Annotated in this window: 16 protein-coding genes; 7 read left to right on the top strand and 9 right to left on the bottom strand. The window is 65.5% G+C overall.

The genetic code is table 11. The features are described from left to right. Positions 1-96 precede the first annotated feature (96 nt). The 5 genes from hisA (at position 97) to BRA1253DRAFT_RS23425 (ending at position 3358) form a co-directional block, all read left to right on the top strand. Positions 97-828: a 1-(5-phosphoribosyl)-5-[(5-phosphoribosylamino)methylideneamino]imidazole-4-carboxamide isomerase gene (hisA, locus tag BRA1253DRAFT_RS23405; RefSeq protein ID WP_007598440.1), complete on the top strand. Its 732-nt coding sequence runs from the start codon at positions 97-99 to the stop codon at positions 826-828. A 10-nt stretch (positions 829-838) separates the two neighbouring features. Continuing rightward, positions 839-1615 (top strand): imidazole glycerol phosphate synthase subunit HisF, encoded by a 777-nt coding sequence (gene hisF, locus BRA1253DRAFT_RS23410; protein WP_007598443.1) that lies wholly within the window; start codon positions 839-841, stop codon positions 1613-1615. 102 nt (positions 1616-1717) lie between these two features. Then, positions 1718-2044, top strand: a complete 327-nt coding sequence (locus BRA1253DRAFT_RS23415) for a phosphoribosyl-ATP diphosphatase (RefSeq protein WP_007598445.1) — start codon at positions 1718-1720, stop codon at positions 2042-2044. A 20-nt stretch (positions 2045-2064) separates the two neighbouring features. Next, the gene (gene coaA / locus BRA1253DRAFT_RS23420) at positions 2065-3021 is read left to right on the top strand and encodes a type I pantothenate kinase (RefSeq protein WP_007598451.1); all 957 of its coding nucleotides are present in this window, start codon (positions 2065-2067) and stop codon (positions 3019-3021) included. Positions 3022-3118: 97 nt separating this feature from the next. Then, entirely contained in the window at positions 3119-3358 is a 240-nt protein-coding gene (locus BRA1253DRAFT_RS23425; protein ID WP_007598452.1) for a hypothetical protein, read from the top strand. An 84-nt stretch (positions 3359-3442) separates the two neighbouring features. Here BRA1253DRAFT_RS23425 and BRA1253DRAFT_RS23430 read toward each other — a convergent pair whose 3' ends face one another. From BRA1253DRAFT_RS23430 to BRA1253DRAFT_RS23450, 5 genes are all read right to left on the bottom strand, one after another. Further along, the gene (locus BRA1253DRAFT_RS23430; protein WP_035995357.1) at positions 3443-4072 is read right to left on the bottom strand and encodes a histidine phosphatase family protein; all 630 of its coding nucleotides are present in this window, start codon (positions 4070-4072) and stop codon (positions 3443-3445) included. 102 nt (positions 4073-4174) lie between these two features. Continuing rightward, positions 4175-6400 carry a PAS domain-containing hybrid sensor histidine kinase/response regulator gene (locus tag BRA1253DRAFT_RS23435; protein WP_007598454.1) on the bottom strand — a complete coding sequence of 742 codons (2226 nt, stop codon included), beginning with the start codon at positions 6398-6400 and terminating at the stop codon, positions 4175-4177. 140 nt (positions 6401-6540) lie between these two features. Beyond that, positions 6541-7008 (bottom strand): hypothetical protein, encoded by a 468-nt coding sequence (locus BRA1253DRAFT_RS23440; protein WP_007598455.1) that lies wholly within the window; start codon positions 7006-7008, stop codon positions 6541-6543. 119 nt (positions 7009-7127) lie between these two features. Then, positions 7128-7469: a hypothetical protein gene (locus BRA1253DRAFT_RS23445; RefSeq protein ID WP_007598456.1), complete on the bottom strand. Its 342-nt coding sequence runs from the start codon at positions 7467-7469 to the stop codon at positions 7128-7130. A 53-nt stretch (positions 7470-7522) separates the two neighbouring features. Next, complete coding sequence (locus tag BRA1253DRAFT_RS23450; protein ID WP_007598458.1) at positions 7523-9061, bottom strand: YifB family Mg chelatase-like AAA ATPase; 1539 nt, start codon at positions 9059-9061, stop codon at positions 7523-7525. Positions 9062-9287: 226 nt separating this feature from the next. On the opposite strand from BRA1253DRAFT_RS23450, the gene BRA1253DRAFT_RS23455 reads away from it, so the two are divergent. Both BRA1253DRAFT_RS23455 and BRA1253DRAFT_RS23460 read left to right on the top strand, forming a co-directional pair. Next, positions 9288-9533, top strand: a complete 246-nt coding sequence (locus BRA1253DRAFT_RS23455) for a PilZ domain-containing protein (protein WP_007598461.1) — start codon at positions 9288-9290, stop codon at positions 9531-9533. A gap of 80 nt (positions 9534-9613) precedes the next feature. Then, positions 9614-10399 carry a tetratricopeptide repeat protein gene (locus BRA1253DRAFT_RS23460; RefSeq protein ID WP_007598466.1) on the top strand — a complete coding sequence of 262 codons (786 nt, stop codon included), beginning with the start codon at positions 9614-9616 and terminating at the stop codon, positions 10397-10399. 229 nt (positions 10400-10628) lie between these two features. Here BRA1253DRAFT_RS23460 and BRA1253DRAFT_RS23465 read toward each other — a convergent pair whose 3' ends face one another. The 4 genes from BRA1253DRAFT_RS23465 to cpaB all read right to left on the bottom strand — a co-directional run bounded on the left by BRA1253DRAFT_RS23465 (position 10629) and on the right by cpaB (position 15047). Continuing rightward, positions 10629-11918, bottom strand: a complete 1290-nt coding sequence (locus tag BRA1253DRAFT_RS23465; protein WP_007598467.1) for an AAA family ATPase — start codon at positions 11916-11918, stop codon at positions 10629-10631. Then, on the bottom strand, positions 11915-12649 hold the full coding sequence (locus tag BRA1253DRAFT_RS23470) for a CpaD family pilus assembly protein (RefSeq protein WP_007598468.1): 735 nt from the start codon (positions 12647-12649) through the stop codon (positions 11915-11917). Before BRA1253DRAFT_RS23470 ends, BRA1253DRAFT_RS23465 begins: the two co-directional genes overlap by 4 nt. Before the next feature lie 66 nt (positions 12650-12715). Further along, positions 12716-14233 carry a type II and III secretion system protein family protein gene (locus tag BRA1253DRAFT_RS23475; protein ID WP_088941362.1) on the bottom strand — a complete coding sequence of 506 codons (1518 nt, stop codon included), beginning with the start codon at positions 14231-14233 and terminating at the stop codon, positions 12716-12718. Between the two features lie 10 nt (positions 14234-14243). Continuing rightward, positions 14244-15047: a Flp pilus assembly protein CpaB gene (gene cpaB, locus BRA1253DRAFT_RS23480; protein ID WP_007598472.1), complete on the bottom strand. Its 804-nt coding sequence runs from the start codon at positions 15045-15047 to the stop codon at positions 14244-14246. Between the last annotated feature and the right edge of the window lie 164 nt (positions 15048-15211).

A 15211-nucleotide genomic window follows, 5' to 3' on the forward strand; every position in this document is an offset into this window, starting at 1 on the left:
CACAACGGTGGTGCCCGTGGCTTACCCCTCTCCCCAGCGCTCCCCCACAAGGGGGGAGGGAGCGCACCGTTCGCGCAGAAAAATCCTGGCTCAATCATGATTCTCTTTCCTGCGATCGACCTCAAGAACGGCCAATGCGTGCGCCTCGAACAGGGCGACATGGCGCGCGCGACCGTGTTCAACCTCAATCCCGCCGCGCAGGCCGAGAGCTTCGTCGCGCAGGGCTTTAAGTATCTCCACGTCGTCGATCTCGACGGCGCGTTTGCCGGCAAGCCCGTGAATGCGCAGGCGGTCGAGACGATGCTGAAGACGATCACGATTCCGGTGCAGCTCGGTGGCGGCATTCGCGATCTCGCGACCGTGGAAGCCTGGCTCGAAAAGGGCGTCACCCGTGTCATCATCGGCACCGCCGCGGTGCGCGACCCCGAATTGGTGAAGGCTGCTGCAAAAAAATTCCCCGGCCGCGTCGCGGTCGGGCTCGACGCACGTGACGGCAAGGTCGCGGTCGAAGGCTGGGCCGAGACCTCGCAGGTAACAGTGCTGGAGATCGCACGGCGTTTCGAGGATGCCGGCGTCGCCGCCATCATCTTCACCGACATCGCGCGCGACGGCCTGCTCAAGGGCCTGAATCTCGATGCGACCATTGCGCTGGCGGATGCGATCTCGATTCCCGTGATCGCCTCCGGCGGCCTCGCCTCGATCGAGGACGTCAAGGCGATGCTGACGCCGCGCGCGAAAAAGCTCGCCGGCGCGATCGCCGGTCGCGCGCTTTACGATGGCCGGCTCGATCCCTCAGCCGCCCTCACCCTGATCCGCGCCGCGGCCTAGGAGACATCCGATGTTCAAGGTGCGCGTGATCCCCTGCCTCGACGTCAAGGACGGCCGGGTCGTCAAGGGCGTCAACTTCGTCGACCTGCGTGATGCCGGTGACCCCGTCGAAGCGGCGATCGCCTACGACGCTGCCGGCGCCGACGAGCTCACTTTCCTCGACATCACCGCGACCCATGAGAATCGCGGCATCATGCTGGACGTGGTCCGGCGCACCGCGGAAGCCTGCTTCATGCCCGTCACCGTGGGCGGCGGCGTGCGTGAGGTCAACGACATCAAGACCCTCCTGCGCGCGGGCGCCGACAAGGTCTCGATCAACAGCGCCGCGGTGTCGCGGCGCGAGTTCGTCAAGGAAGCCGCCGAGAAATTCGGCGGGCAGTGCGTGGTGGTCGCGATCGACGCCAAGCGGGTCAAGCGCGCCGGTGGCGGGGAGCGCTGGGAGATCTTCACCCATGGCGGCCGCAACTCGACCGGCATCGACGCCATCGAATATGCCCAGGAGGTGGTCTCGCTCGGCGCCGGCGAAATCCTGCTCACCTCGATGGACCGCGACGGCACGCGGCAGGGTTTTGACATCCCGCTGACTCGGGCGATCGCCGACAGCATTCCCGTTCCCGTGATCGCTTCGGGCGGCGTCGGCAATCTCGACCACCTCGTCGACGGTATTCGCGACGGCCACGCCACCGCCGTGCTGGCCGCCTCGATCTTCCACTTCGGGGAATTCACCGTCCGCGAAGCCAAGGAGCACATGTCCCGGCGCGGGTTGCCCATGCGCCTCGATGCCTGACGACTCCCGTTCCTAAAAATGCTACATGATTGGCGGGGATCGGCTTATCCCGCCAGATAACCGGCCAATCATCGGCCAAGGCGCGTTTTCCGAGTATTTTGTATGCCGCGTTTCACGATCCACGATCTGGCCGAGACCATCGACGCCCGCGCGGCAGCGGGTGGCGAGGCGTCCTATACCCGCAAGCTCCTCGACAAGGGCGCCGAACATTGCGCCAAGAAGTTCGGTGAGGAAGCAGTCGAAACCGTAATCGCAGCAGTCGAAAACGATCGCGCGCATCTGATCGCCGAAGGCGCCGACCTGCTCTATCATTTCCTTGTGCTGCTCAAGGCCCGCGGCGTAAAGCTGGAAGAGGTCGAGGCCGCATTGGACAAGCGGACCAATATGTCAGGGTTGGAAGAAAAGGCGTCGCGCAAGGGCGGCAGCTAGCCGAGGTGGAGAGTCGCGTCATGGATATCCGCGCACCCGAGCAGCAGTATAATCCTTACCGCGTCTATACGCGTGAGGAGTGGTCGCGACTGCGCGACGACACGCCGATGACGCTGGAGCCGGGCGAGTTCGACCGGCTGCGCTCGCTGCACGACCGCCTCGACTTGCAGGAGGTCGAGGACATCTACCTGCCGCTGTCGCGCCTGCTGTCGATCTATGTCGATGCGATGCAGCGGCTTTATTACGCGGAGCGCCAGTTCCTCAACATCCGCGACCGCAAGATGCCCTACATCATCGGCGTCGCCGGTTCGGTCGCGGTTGGAAAATCCACCACGGCCCGCGTGCTTCAAGCGCTGCTGGCGCGCTGGTCGCCGCGTCCCAAGGTCGAGCTGATCACCACCGACGGATTTCTGTATCCCAACGCCGTGCTGGAGCGGCAGGGCATCATGCAGAAGAAGGGTTTTCCGGAAAGCTACGACCTGCCGCTGCTGCTCAGCTTCCTCTCCGACATCAAGGCCGGCCGCCGCCATGTGCGCGCGCCGGTCTATTCGCATTTGACCTACGACATCGTGCCGAACCAGTGGGCCGAGATCGACCAGCCCGACATCCTGATCGTCGAGGGCGTCAACGTGCTGCAGACCGGCAAACTGCCGCGTGACGGCAAGGCCGTGCCCGTGGTGTCCGACTTCTTCGATTTCTCGGTCTATATCGACGCCGACGAGGCCGCGCTGCGGCAGTGGTACATCAGGCGCTTCCTGTCGCTGCGCGACACCGCGTTCACCAATCCAAAATCCTACTTCAACCGCTACGCGCTGTTGTCGGACGAGGAAGCCACCGCCACCGCGATCGCGATCTGGGAACGCACCAACCTCGCAAATCTCGAGGACAACATCCTGCCGACCCGCCCCCGCGCGACCCTGATTCTGAAGAAGGGCGCCGACCACACGGTGGCGAGCGTGGCGCTGCGCAGGCTGTAATCGCTGCGGTCGACGAGTCTAGCCCGCGCGCAGAGTGTCTTTTGTTGCAGACCGGCAAAGGGTATTCCGCTATGACCTTCGTAAACGCGAGGGACCCATGGTTGATCGTCTCAGAAACGCCGCCGAGCAGCTGGAAGCACCGACCTGCCCGGACTGCCATATCGAGATGAAGTGGTTCCGTTCCGAACTGCTGGCGGACGAGCCGACTCCGATCATCGCGCATCTTTTCGTGTGTCCGCATTGCAAGCGCGCGGCCCAGGCAGACACCAAATTCAGGGGCACGCCAGCGCCGACGGCCAAGCTGTCCGCGCCGCGGTTTCCTGCTCACGCCGCATAACGGTTCATTCCGCCGGAGCGCGCAGTGATGCCGGGCGCCCGGCCTGCTCCGCACCCAAGCTGACGTGCGTCGCCGGCAAGCGGCTCACTTGCCGGCCTTCGCGATCCAATCCGCAGGCTTGATGCGCCCTGCGAAAGCCGCCGCACCGGTGGTGCTTGCCCGGTAGACGAAAGCTTCGCCTTCCTGCACGTCCCCGGCATCCTTGCCGAAGACATCGGCGATGTTGGTCTTGTGGGTGACCAGGACGGTGTTGGTGCCCGCCTTGGGCGGCGCATCGACGAGCCGCCGCACGGCCTGGCCCGCTTTTGCATTTGCACCGGTCGGATTTGCCATGCCCGACGCACTCGCGTTGCTGCTGTCCGTCAACGCGTCGACTGGCTTGAGCTCGCGACCGGAGATCAGTCTGCCCGCCTCGATCGCGCGGTTCAGCTTGCTGGTGTAGACATCGCCGATCGGGATCGCGAGTTCCTTGATGGCCGTCCCGATCTGGCGCGCCATGTCGCGGCCCTTTTCACTGAGCTGACGCTGGGCGCTCATGTCGTCGAACTTGAAAGGGTAGACATCCTTTTGGCTGTCGTCGGTGGCCGTGTGGCGAAACACCAACACGTAACCGCCTTGCTTGAGCGAGGCGATCAGTTGCGAGCTATCGGCCGAGGTGGCTTGAGTGGAACCACAGAGAAGGATCACGAAGGCGAGGCGGCAAAGCATGTTGATGCGAAATCCTCTGCTTAAAATGCCCCAGAGGATGGTGACGCGCGAAGCGCTCGATTTCAATTGTCGATTGCCGTCCGAGATCGGGTTCCTATGGAATCCGGATCAAACCGTCAGCTGCCGCGCCGCCGCCAGTCCGGCCAGCGCCTCTTCCAGCTTCTCGCGATCGAGCGGCTTGATCAGAAACCCGTTCATGCCCGCTTCAAAGCAGGCGTAGCGATCTTCCACCAGCGTATTGGCGGTGAGCGCGAGGATCGGCGTGTGGTGGCCGCCCTTGGCTGCCTCATGCGCACGGATGCGTTTTGTCGTTTCGATGCCGTCGAGCTGCGGCATCTGGATGTCCATCAGCACGAGATCATAGGGCGTGCCGGCCGAGGACGCGCCGAGCCAGGATTCCAGCGCGGCCTCGCCATTGATCGCGATGATGACGCGGTGACCGAGTTTCGTCAGTAGCGAGCGCATCAACAGCGCATTGATCTCGTTGTCCTCGGCGACGAGAACCGAGAGGCCTTTCGCCGGTACCGCGCCGGTGGATGGGGCAGATGGCTCCGGCGCGAGATCGGGCGAGGCGACCTCCGGGGGCAGCGCGAGGCGTGCGGCGAGTGAGGCCGCGCGCAGCGGCTTCACCAGGAAGCCGGTGAAGGCCGGCGAGATTTTCTCGTGGCGCGAGCCGGACGTCAGCAGCACGAGGCGTTGCGTCGCATGGCTGCGTGCGGCTTCGCCGAGGCGGTCGGCAATGGCAGCGCCGAGCGCGCGATCGATGAGCACCGAATGCCATGAGCGTTCCGGCAGCAGCGCTTCCGCCACCGCGGCGTCGGTCACCATGCAGGTCTGGCCGCCCCAGCGCTCCAGCCGCCGCGCGATCAGGGAAGCCTCGATGCCGTCGGCAATCAGCAGGATCGACTTGCCTGTGAGGTCGGGACTCGGGAACGCCGTCTGCTCCGCGCCGGCGGAGGATGATGCCAGCGGGACTGAGACGTCGAAGGTCGAACCCTTGCCCGGCTCGCTCGCGAGCGTGATGCGGCCGCCCATGCGCTTGACGATGCGCTCGCTGATAGCGAGACCGAGGCCGGTGCCGCCATAGGTGCGGGCGACGCGTTCGTCGGCCTGCTCGAATTCGCGGAAGATGCGCTGTTGCGCGTCGGCTGCGATGCCGATCCCGGTGTCGCGCACCAGAAAGCTGATTTCGTTCGGCCAGATGCCGGGCTCGACGATCAGCGCGACGCCGCCGCTCGCCGTGAACTTGATGGCGTTGCCGGCGAGGTTGAGCAGCACCTGGCGCAGCCGCGCGGCGTCGCCGACCACTTCGAGCGGCAGCCGCTCGTCGACATAGGCGGCGATCTCGAGCTGTTTCGCCTGCGCGCGCGGCGCGAGCAGCTCGGTGATGTCCTCGATCAGGGCCGAGAGCGCGAAGGGACGCTGCTCGAGATCGAGCTTGCCGGCCTCGATCTTGGAATAGTCGAGCAACTCCTCGATCAGCGCCATCAGCGCTTCGCCGGAGGTCTTCACGGCCTTGGCGTAGGTCGACTGCTCCGGCGTCAGCGTAGTGTCGAGCAGCAGCCCGCCCATGCCGATGATGCCGTTGAGCGGCGTGCGGATCTCGTGCGACGCCATCGCCAGGAAGCGCGATTTGGCCCGGTTGGCGGCGTCGGCCTGATCGCGGGCCTCGGACAGCGCCCGCTCGGTCTCGGTGCGGTCGGTGACGTCGCGTCCGACGCTCTGCAATTCGGCGGGCTGGCCGGCGTCGAGGCGGACATAGCCTTCGCGCCAGGCGATCCAGCGCGCGCCGAGCGGAGTTGCGATCTTCTGGTCGTGAATCCGCGTGCCGTTGCTCTCGCGGGCGCTGTCGCCCTGCTCCAGCACGTCGAAATCAAAGCGCGTGCCGACCAGCGCGCCGCGCGCCTGTGCGGCAAGCGCGCAATAGGCGTCGTTGGCGAAGGTGATGCGGCCGCCTGTGTCGCGCAGCACGATCAGATCGCCCTGCTGTTCGAACAGGCTGCGAGCGCGCTCCTCGGCCTCCTTCAGCTCCCAATTGCGGTCGATCAGCGTTTCGTTGTGGGCAGCCAGCGCACGCATCCGCTTGTTGACGAAGCGCAGGCGCATGCTCAGCGTGGCGAGGCCGAGGCAGGCGAGCGCGAACAGGAAGCTGACGCCGATCGCAAACGCATTGGGATCGTAGCCGGACGTCTCGGACCGGCTGCCGGAGACAAACCCATAGGCGCCGCCGAAGGTCGCCGAGAAGATCATGAAGGAGCGGATCGCGAAGGCGATTCGTGGGTACTGTCGCCTGAAGCGACGCATGCGCACCTTGATCCGGAACGTCCGATCCATCGCCACCGACCCGACTCTTTTCGTAAAAACCTGTGCTCGCTGTAAACGACGATGTGCCGCCGACCTTGCGAACAGTTTGAGGCCCTGCGACCGCCTCCAAACAGGGTTGACGAGACGTTAACGGCGCAAAGCGAGGCGGCTCAAAGCGAGGCCGCCTGGAGATGGCGGTGGCCGCCGCGGGCGCCGACGATCAGCGCCGCCGCCTCGCGCTGCGAGAAGGTTTTCGAGCGCACATAGACCCGGTAATCCGCCGGCCCCTCGGTGGAGAGATAGACCACCTGACCGCCGTCGACGGGCTGTGCGGCAATCGAGATCAGGCGAGTCGAAGGGTTGGCCTGGCAGGACTCCGATTCCGAACCGGGGCCATCGTCGACAACGGCGAAGTCGGCAGCGTCCGCATCCTCGGTAATCTGAACCCGCACCGTGGCGCGCGCGGGATCGTCGGTGAAGGCGACATGCACGCCGGCGGTCCAGAACAGCGACGTCAGCTCGACCGAGGTGTCGCCGAGGGCGATGCAGGGATGCGAGACCGATCCGATCTCGCTGCGCGCGAACACCGCGGCCGCCAACAGGGGAACAACCGAGGCCAGGATCTTGAAACGCAACATGACACGCTACTCGCCAGGCCCTGTACGGGGAACTGATGGGCCTTATGGTTTGCAGAGCGTAAAGGAAACTCGTTACCGCCGGGTTGATGCCGGTATCTGGGGATGAGAATCTCAGTCGGTTAAGCGCTTCTGTTCGTTTTTCGCTCGACTTCAGTGAGAACCAAATAGCTGTTCTTGACGAAGCTGATCGCCCACAGCGCTGCCCAGGCGCCCCACCTGTTCCTGACCTCGATCTCGACGATTTGGCCAGGAGTGGTGCGAACGATGAGCGGTTGGCTTCTGCCCCAATCAATAGTCGCCTCGATCGTGCAGGCACCGGCCGGCAGCGTGACCTCCAACGCGTCATTGCGCGCAAGCTTCCCAACGCTGGTCCCGTTGACCCACAACTCGTACGACCTCAGCCGATCGGCATATTGGGACGGGCGGACAAATCTGATGGTGCAGGCATTGACGTCGGTCATGGTTCAATCTCGGGCATGGTGATGTTGTCGAGAAAGCTGCGGCGGCGCATTGCTCAGGCCAACTGGCGCACATCCTCCGCGAGTGCGCGGTAGGACAGCGCTTCGGCCAGATGCAGCCGGCCGATCTTGTCGGCACGATCGAGATCGGCCAGCGTGCGCGCCACCCGCAGCACGCGGTGATAGCCGCGCGCCGACAGCCGCATGGTCTCGGCGGCGTCGCGCAGCAGCTTCTGGCCTTGCGCATCCGGCTTGGCGATCTCCTCCAGCACCGAGGCCGGCGCTTCGGCATTGGTGCGAACCTTCGGCAGGCCGGCGTCCGCGTAGCGTGCGAGCTGGATGTCGCGCGCGGCGGCCACGCGCGCGGCGACTTCGGCCGAGCCCTCCGCCGGCGGCGGCAGGATCAAATCGGCCGCGGTCACGGCGGGAACCTCGATGCGCAGGTCGATACGGTCCATCAGCGGCCCCGAGATGCGGGCCTGGTAGTCGCCAGTGCAGCGATCGATGCGGCCGCGCTTGCAGGCATAGCCGGGCTCGAACGCATTGCCGCAGCGGCACGGATTCATCGCCGCGACCAGCATGAAGCGTGCGGGATAGGTGACGCGGTGATTGGCGCGGGACACCGAGACCTCGCCGTTCTCCAGCGGCTGGCGCAGCGAATCCAGCACGCGCGGATCGAATTCGGGGAGCTCGTCGAGGAACAGCACGCCCTGATGCGCGAGCGAGATCTCGCCTGGCCGCGCCCGCATGCCGCCACCGGTGAGCGCGGCCATGCTGGCGGAATGATGCGGCGATCGAAACGGCCGCCGCGCCGTCAGTGCGCCGCCCTCGATCTCGCCGGCGACAGAGGCGATCATCGAGACTTCGAGCAACTCGCCCGGTGACAGCGGCGGCAGGATCGAGGGCAGGCGTGCCGCCAGCATCGATTTGCCGGCGCCGGGCGCGCCGATCATCAGCAGGTGATGGCCGCCGGCGGCCGCGATCTCCAGCGCGCGCTTGGCGCTCTCCTGGCCCTTGATGTCGCGCAGGTCGAGCGGCGAGGCGGCGGCTTCATGCACCTTCGGCACCGGCCGCGACAGCACCTGCGTTCCCTTGAAATGGTTGGCGATCTGGATCAGCGAACTTGCGGCGATGATCTGGATGTCCGGGCTCGCCCATGCCGCTTCCGAGCCGCAAGCCGCCGGACAGATCAGCCCCTCCTCGCGCACATTGGCGCCGATCGCGGCGGGAAGGACACCGGCCACCGGTGCGATCGATCCGTCGAGGCCAAGCTCGCCCAGAACCGTGAAGCCGGTCAGCGCATCCGGGGGGATCGCGCCGATCGCCCCCATCAGCCCGAGCGCGATCGGCAGGTCATGATGGCTGCCCTCCTTGGGCAGATCGGCGGGCGCGAGATTGACGGTGATCCTGCGCGCCGGCAGCGCCAGCCCAGAGGCGATCAGCGCCGAGCGGACCCGCTCGCGCGCCTCCGACACCGCCTTGTCCGGGAGACCGACGATCGCGAAGGCCGGCAGACCGGGCGCGACCTGCACCTGCACGTCGACCGCACGGGCCTCGATCCCCTCAAAGGCGACGGTAGAAACCCGCTGAACCATGCCCGAACCAGCCTGCCCTTTTGCACAATTAGGGGTAGCAGAGCGGGCCAGTTCTTGCAAGAACAATACGGGAACGGGTCGAGAGGGCCGGAAGGCCTTAACCGATCGTAAACACGTCGAAGACACTACGCCTCGAATGCAAGCTGCTCTGCTCAGCACATTCCAACGAATGTCCGCTACTCCTAGGCTGCGGGATGGGCCGTGGTCTAACGGGTGAACAATTCAGATGCTTGCAAATCGCCGGAGAAGCGAACGACGGATGTGCACGCGGCTCGCCAAGATTCATTTTGGCGCGGGTTCGCTGCCGCGGGACTGCACGATCACGGATATTTCGGATGGCGGCGTGAAAGTGGTGGCGGAATTTCTGGAAGTGCCGCCGCAATTCACCATCATCTTCGCGCCCGACTATTCCCGGCAGTGCCGCCTGCGCTGGCGCATCGGCTGCGAGTTCGGCGCTGAATTCACCGACTGAGCTTTCGGAAGCGCCCCGCCTTAACGGGACTTTAGCGTTAATCGGTAAGCATCTCTGATCAGTCGCCGAGTGATCAGAGTATGTCCAAGCGTTTGTCCGTCGCCTCTCCTCCGGCGAGATATCTGTTTTCCGCACTTCTGATCTTGGCCTTGGGCGGCTGTCAGACCACCGGCATCGAGGACATCACCGGCGCGCTCGGCGGAAAATCGGACACGGCTGTCAGGGCCGAGGCCAAGCCAGACGTGAGGCCGGACATGGACGCGCTGCGCGAGCGCTATCGCGCCAAGCCTGGCGATCCCAACGTCGCGCTCGAATATGGCAAGGCGTTGCGCCAGACCGGCCAGCGCGCGCAGGCGCTCGCGGTGCTGGAGCAGGCCGTGCTTGCCCATTCCAGCAACAAGGCGCTGCTCGCCGGCTATGGCCGCGCGCTCGCCGACAGCGGCAGTTTCCAGCAGGCGTTCGACGTCCTCGGTCGCGCGCATTCGCCCGAGGATCCCGACTGGCATATCCTGTCGGCGCAGGGCGCCGCGCTCGATCAGCTCGGTCGCAACGAGGAGGCGCAGCAATACTACGCCGCCGCACTGAAAATCGTGCCGGACGAACCGTCGGTGCTGTCCAATCTCGGACTGTCCTACATGCTGCAGAACAATCTGCCGCGGGCAGAGGAAACGATGCGCCGCGCGCACGAGCGCAATCCCGCCGATCTCCGGGTGCGCGCCAATCTCGCGCTCGTGCTGGGACTGGAAGGAAAGCAGGCCGAGGCCGAAACCATCGTGAAGGCGGACCTGCCGCCGGATCAAGCGGCGGCAAAGGTCACAGCGCTGCGGCAATTGCTGGTGAAGAAGCAGCAGCGGGCGGAGAAGTAGCCCGCTCATTCCTGAGCTCGACAGATTGAGCCTCGCCGAGCGCACCGAGGGAGGTGCATTCCCTCCCCCCTTGTGGGGGAGGGCTAGGGAGAGGGGTAGCCCAGGAAAAAGTGCTGATTGGTGACGATGCATCGAATGGGTGCGCGACGGAAAGAGTCCCCGTGTAGCACCCCCTCCCTGCCCCTCCCCCACAAGGGGGGAGGGAACGGAGAGAGCTCAGCTCTTGTCCCTACGACGCCTTGCGATGCGGGGCTGACGCGCGCCCCGACCTGCCCTTCAGCTTCTTCAGCAGCGGCCCGAGCAGCGAGCGCTTCGGCTTCTTCACCTCGCCGCGCCCGGCGAGGCGGTTCGCCATGTTCTGGAACAGCTCGGTGGTGCGGTGGCTCTTGGAGACCTCCGCGATCATCTGGCCGTTGTTGGCCGCGGTCGAGAACAGCTTTGAATCGAACGGGATCACCGCGATCGGCTGGCTCTCCATGGTCTTGGCGAATGCCTTGACCTCGATCTCCGCCCGCTTGGGCATGCCGACCTGGTTGATGCAGTAGAGCGGTGGCCGGTCGTTCGGCCGCGCCGCCTTCAACACGTTCAGCATGTTCTTGGTGTTGCGCAGGTTCGCAAGATCGGGCTCGGCCACGATCACGATGTCGTCCGCGTTGACCAGCGCACGCCGCGTCCAACCCGACCATTGGTGGGGAACGTCGAGCACGATGCAGGGCGTCGTCATGCGCAGCGTGTCGAACACCGCATCGAAGGCCTCCGCGCCGAAATCGTAGACGCGGTCAAGGGTGGCAGGCGCAGCAAGCAGGCTGAGACGCTCGGTGCATTTGGAGAGCAGACGCTCCATCAGGGCCGTGTCCGGCCGATCCTGCGACAGCACCGCATTGGCGATGCCCTGCACCGGGTCCTGATTGTAGTCGAGGCCCGCGGTGCCGAAGGCGAGGTCGAGATCGATCACGACGGAATCGAGCGCGAGGTCGCGGGCGATGGTCCAGGCCACATTGTGCGCGACGGTAGAGGCACCGACACCGCCCTTGGCGCCGACCACCGCGATGACGCGGCCGGTGATGATGGTTTCGGACGCCGAGAACAGGCTGCAGATCGAGCGGACGACGTCGAGCGTTTCGACCGGTCCCACCACATAGTCGTTGACGCCGCGGCGGACCAGCTCGCGATAGGGCGCGGTGTCGCTGGGATTGCCGATCACCACCACACGAGTGCCGGGATCGCAGACACCGGCGAGGTCGTCGAGGCCCTCGAGAATGTCGCGCGTGCCGTCGGATTCGATCACGATGACGTTCGGCGTCGGCATCGTTTCATAGACTTCGATGGCCGCAGCGAGGCCGCCGTCCTTGGCGGTGAGATGCGCCTTGGCGAGACGGCGATCCTGCCCGGCCGCGGTCACCGCGGCGAGCGTCTGCTCGGTCTCGCAAAAGGCTTGCACGGAGATGCGAGGAACCGGCGCAATGTGTTCCTCGGGGTGCTGCGGATCGTCCGCTTCTTCGTCGTGGACGCGTGTCATCTGCCTGTATCGCTGAGTTTGGCCTTGTCGGCGTCTGAATTGGTGGTCGCGATCGGCATGCCCTTGCGATAGCGCTCGAAGGCGATGTCACGCCGTGCGTTATAGGCTGGCGTCTCGGACCGCGGCTGCTCGAGGTCGGCTGGATTGTCGATCATTGCCGCGAGGTTGCGCTGGCTGGCGCAGCCCAGATTGAAATAGGGCTGGTTCTCGTTGTAGCCGGGGTCGAGGATGGAGGGGCCGATATCTTCCGGCCACAGCCCGCAGGGGCCGGCGACTGCGGCGATCCGGGAATAGCTCAGGCGGATGGTGGGCAGTAGTCCGGGATCCTCCGGCCGATAGGGATGCTGGACGATGGCACGCGAGGGCACGCCGACGGATGCGAGCACGGAACGGATCTCGTGATAGGTCGCTGCCGCCGCCCGCGAATTCGCGGCGTTGGCGGGGACGTCGACGACCACCGAGCCGGTGCCTTCGCGCACCCAGTCCCGGGCAATGCCGGCGACGTCCGCGTGCTGCGCGGCCGAGAGGCCGCCGCGAGCCTTGCCGACGAAGATCACGATCGACTTCTTGGCTTCCTCGACCGCGATCGGGTGACGCTGGCGATAGTCGGTCGGCACCGTCTGGGTGACGATCTCGCCGGTGGTGTTGCAGGCGCCCAACATGACGGAGAGCCCCGTCAGCGCCAGCGCGACGCTCAACCTGCGACGTCGATCGGCCATGGTCTTCGTCATCGCTTCATCCCTCGTGCCCCGTCTCTCGCCCGTCTCTGCCGCTTGCCCCAAGTCGTCCGTTCGTCATCAGTCGATGATGAAGCCGAAATCACCGGGCGTGCCCGCGATCGGATCGACGCGGCGCGCGATGCCATAGAGGCGGTTCATGCGGCCGAGCAGCGCCGTCTGGGCGTCAGAGGCCGGCGCGAAGCCGTCGTCGGGCCGGGACAGTTCCTTCTGAGCCACCGCGCGCACCACATAGGGCGTCACGATCACCATCAGCTCGGTCTCGTTGTTGACGAAGTCCTGGCTGCGGAACAGCGCACCGATGATCGGCACCTGGTCGACGCCAGGCAGGCCGTTGATCGCCTGTTTGGTCTGCTGCTGGATCAGGCCGGCCATCGCCATCGAACCGCCCGAGGGAATTTCCAGCGTCGTTTCGGCGCGGCGGGTCTGGATCGAGGGGATGGTGATCGAGTTGCTCGAGCTCGAGGACAGCGCCTGGGTCACCGTGATGGCGCTCTGGTTCGATAGCTCCGACACCTCGGTCATCACGCGCAGGCTGATCCGGCCCTCGCTCAGTACGACGGGGGTAAAGTTCAGGGAGATGCCGAACTTCTTGTAGGTGATCTGGGTGGTACAAACGTGGGTGACGGGATCGCAGGCGTAGCCCGACGGAATGGGGAATTCGCCGCCGGCGATGAAGGTGGCGGATTCGCCGGAGATCGCGGTCAGGCTCGGCTCGGCGAGCGTGCGCATGACACCGGCGCTTTCCATCGCGCGCATCGTGGCGCTGACGGTCGCGAAGCCCTTGGTGATGCCGGCCACACCTAATCCGTTGTTGCTGACGATCGGTCCGCCGCTGACCGAGAACGGGTTGGAATTGTTGAAGTTCACCACCGCGGTGCCGGCGTTCAGGCTGGCGCTGAGATCGACGCCCAGCTGCTTGACGATATCGCGGCGTACTTCGCCGACGACGACCTTGAGCATCACCTGGTCGCGGCCGCGCACGACGATGTTGTTGACCACCTTCTCGGAGCCGCCGACCAGTTTGGCCGCGACGTCGCCGGCCTGCTGGGCCTCGACCGGGCTCGACACCGAGCCGGTCAGCATCACGCTGTCGCCGACGCCTTCGATTTGCACGCCCGGCAGCGCCTGACGCAGCGCCGTGCGCATGCCGTTGAGATCGCGCTTCACCGCGATGTCGTAGGCGGCCACCTGCTGGCCGTCGGCAGCGAAGAACACGACGTTGGTCTGGCCGACCTGTCCGCCGATGATATAGGCGCGTTGGGCCGAGCGGATCACGGCATTGGCGATCTTGGGATCGGCGACCAGCACATCCTTGACGTCGCGCGGCAGGTCGATGACGGCGGACTTGCCGACGCCGAGCGACAGGAAGCGCGTCTTCGCCGGCACGATCGTCCCGACCGGCGACACATCGAGATCCGCTGCCTGCATCGGCGCCTGGTCGCCGACCGGCGCATCTGCAGCGCTGACGACATCGGGGGCTGCGAGGAGCCCCAGGATCAGCATCGTCCCCGTCCAGAACGAGCGCGCGCGATTCCCCCGAATGCGCATGCCCGTCCGATCATCCCCGTAGTTCATCATGTCCCCATCACTTCTGTGACGTCAGTTGCCGCGCCTGTACGCCGTAGCGGATCACGTTGATCCCGGCGGACCGCTTGCTCGCCTGGTCCTCGGGCGTACTGTCGACCGAGTTGGCATCGACGATGCTGCGCAGCGCGAGTGTCAGCGTGCCGCCCTGGCGCGCTGCCGATAGCGCGGCGACCTGGTCGGGTTTGAGCTCGAGCGTGACGGTCCTGCCGACGACGGCGTTCTGGCCGTCCTTTTCCTTCGGCGCCTGGTCGATCGCGAGCACGCGGATATTGGTCAGGATCGCTTCGGACAGGATGAGGTCGTTACCGCCGGCCCCGTCAGGATTCTTCAAGCGGCGGGTCAGCACGATGTCGACGCGGTCATTCGGCAGGATGAAGCCGCCGGCGGCAGTCTCGGCTGAAATCTCGGTGGAGACCGCGCGCATGCCCGACGGCAGGATCGCGGCCATGAAGCCGGAGCCGTCGGCCTTGACCAGCTTCTGCTCGCGGATCGGCTCGCCCTGCATCAACGGCACGCGTGCGATCGAGCCTGCGATCTGGATTTGCGCCTCGGGCCTGTTGTCGCGGCGGATGAAGGCGCTGCTCGCGGTCGCCGCCGGCCAGACCTGCCATTGCAGGTCCTCGGGCTTCACGGCCTGACCGAGCTGGATGTCGTTCTTGGCGACCAGGACCTCGACCGTCGGCAGCTTTTCGGCGACAGGAAGAACGGGCGCGGGCTTGTTGTCATAGCCGCTCGCCAGATACGCAGCGACGCCGCCGGCGCCCAGTGCGATGACGAGAACGACAATGCGTGCGGTGTTCATACGCTTCTACTCTTACGCGGGGCACTCGAACCGCACCTGGCGGGTTCCCCGTGTCGATGAGTAGGCAGTAAAAGTATAAGCGGTGTTGCGAGGCCGAATGTGATCGACGGCCGCGCTGTGGTCTTTCGGCAGATGGTGAACGTCGCGTTAGCCGGTCGGCCACT

It is taken from the genome of Bradyrhizobium sp. WSM1253 (assembly GCF_000244935.1).
Taxonomy (GTDB): Bacteria; Pseudomonadota; Alphaproteobacteria; order Rhizobiales; family Xanthobacteraceae; genus Bradyrhizobium; species Bradyrhizobium canariense.